The organism is Streptomyces sp. ATLC9, assembly GCF_057196705.1.
This window is the reverse complement of the sequence record NZ_JBXUOY010000476.1, coordinates 1-1,963: the sequence shown is the minus strand read 5'-3', so window position 1 is coordinate 1,963 and position 1,963 is coordinate 1. Positions and strand designations below refer to the sequence as shown.

Annotated in this window: 2 protein-coding genes; one reads left to right on the top strand and one right to left on the bottom strand. The window is 75.2% G+C overall.

Features of this window, described 5'->3' with window-relative positions; translation table 11 throughout:
• Positions 1–98: 98 nt before the first annotated feature.
• Complete coding sequence (locus AC2CJA_RS26415; RefSeq protein ID WP_484605178.1) at positions 99–1,295, bottom strand: glycoside hydrolase family 6 protein; 1,197 nt, start codon at positions 1,293–1,295, stop codon at positions 99–101.
• Positions 1,296–1,546: 251 nt separating this feature from the next.
• Here AC2CJA_RS26415 and AC2CJA_RS26410 point away from each other — a divergent pair, with 251 nt between their 5' ends.
• Entirely contained in the window at positions 1,547–1,921 is a 375-nt protein-coding gene (locus tag AC2CJA_RS26410) for an RNA-binding S4 domain-containing protein (protein ID WP_484605177.1), read from the top strand.
• Positions 1,922–1,963 lie beyond the last annotated feature (42 nt).

The window sequence follows — 1,963 nt, the reverse complement described above, 5'->3', positions numbered from 1 at the left end:
GCCCCCGCCCCGCCCCCCCCCCCCCCCCCCCCCCCCCGGGCCGGGTGTTCCCGACCGGGGCTCCAGGCGCGGTGAGCCTCCGGGCGGGCGGTCGCGGTTCAGGGGCGGAGCGGCGGTTCCGCGTTGCGCACCAGTTCCAGCGCCTGTTGCGGGAACCACTGGCCGGCCGCCGGATCGACCATTCCGCGTGCGGGATCATGGGGCCCTTCGGTGCCGCGCAGGCACAGACCGTCCGACTCCCCGGGGATCTTGATCCACAGGCGGGCGTCGTGCAGCGGGTCGCCGGTGCGGGTGGCCGGCCGCGCGCCCAGGCCGCGGTCCGGCGGGTTGCACCAGTCCTGCGGGTCCGGGTACTGGTCCGTCGGCGGGGTCCAGGGGCCCTTGCCGTTGCGGCTGGTGTCGGTGACGAAGTGGGGCTGGTCGGACGGGTCGGCGGTGACGTTCTCCTCCAGCCAGGCCTGGGCGTCGTTCCTGTCGGACCACTGGTCGGGGCAGGCGGCCGGGTCGCCGCCGCCCCGGACGTACTCCGCGCACCCGGAGACCAGCCTGCCGTACCAGGCCAGTTCGTCGTCGGCCCGGTAGTTGGAGGCGTTGAGGTAGAAGCCGGCGGTCCGCTCGATCCCGGCCTCGACCAGCCGGGGCACGATGGACCTCACGCTGTGCCAGCCGCTGTGGCCGGCGTCGAGGTAGACGGTGGTGCCGGGCCGGGCCGAGAGGGTCTCGACGGCGTAGTCGAGCTCCGCGTAGCGGGCGGCGGTCAGGGTACCCTCGTCGTCGTCCTGACCGCAGTCGGAGGGCAGCAGGGCGAGGGAGTCGGGTTCCAGGACGATCAGCGCCTTCTTTCCGCCGATGCCCCTGGCGACCTCGTCGATCCAGGCCTTGTACTCGGCGGTGTTCGCCGCGCCGCCCGCCGAGTACTGCGAGCAGTCGCGCCCGGGGACGTTGTAGAGCGCGAGCACCGGCAGGGCGCGCTTGCGCGCGGCGTCCCGCACGGTGCGGGCCACCTCCTGCCGGATGCGGCTGTCGTCCCCGTTGCCGTTGAGCCAGACCGCCTGGGGTGTGGTCACCATCCGGGCGACGCCGACGGCGTCCCGGTACTTCCGCTCCCCCACCAGCTCCCTGATCTGCGTGTACGCGTCGGGGTTGGCGGGCGGCACATACAGGCGCTCCCCGCCCCGCACCCGCTTCTCGGCCCCCTGCGCCGTCCGGTCGGCGGCCCCGGCCGCACCGGCCCCGGCGACCAGCGCCAGCGCGGCGGCCGCTGCTGCGACAGCGCCTCTTCTGCGTCTCTGCACGTTTCCGGCTCCTGAGGTGGGCGGTCCGACCGAGCGCTCCTCACGGCACGGCCCGCCGCTTGCTGGGAGCGCTCCCATATTCGCTGCCAGACCTTCCTCCCGTCGGCGCCGCCCGTCAAGACCCCTGTGCGGGTTTTCCGCGGCGCCCCCGCGCCCGCACACCGGCCGCCAAAGGCGCCGTTGCGGCAGCGAAGGACGGAGAGAGGAGACGGCGCCCCCGCCGCACGGCGCGCTCCTCTAGAGTCGGGGGCATGGCTGCACAGGAGGGGAGCGTACGGATCGACAGCTGGATCTGGTCCGTCCGGCTCACCAAGACACGTTCGACGGCCGCCGCCGCCTGCCGCGGAGGCCATGTCCGCATCAACGGTGACCGCGTGAAGGCCTCCCATCCGGTACGCCCCGGTGACGAGGTGCGGCTGCGCCACCTGGGACGCGACCGGATCGTCGTCGTCACGCGCCTGGTGCGCAAGCGGGTCGGCGCCGTCGTCGCGGCGGAGTGCTTCGTCGACAACAGCCCGCCCCCGCCCCCGCGCGAGTACACCGCCCCGGCCGCCCGGCGCGACCGCGGCACCGGCCGCCCGACCAAGCGGGAGCGGCGCGAGACGGAGCGGCTGCGCGGCCGCTGATCCCCGCCGGCGCGCGAATCCGGGTGGCCGCACCCCGCGGGG

What these genes read in the sequence shown, in the direction of transcription:
- AC2CJA_RS26410 (WP_484605177.1), top strand. Translation starts at nt 1,547, where the DNA reads ATGGCTGCACAGGAGGGGAGCGTACGGATCGACAGCTGGATCTGGTCC.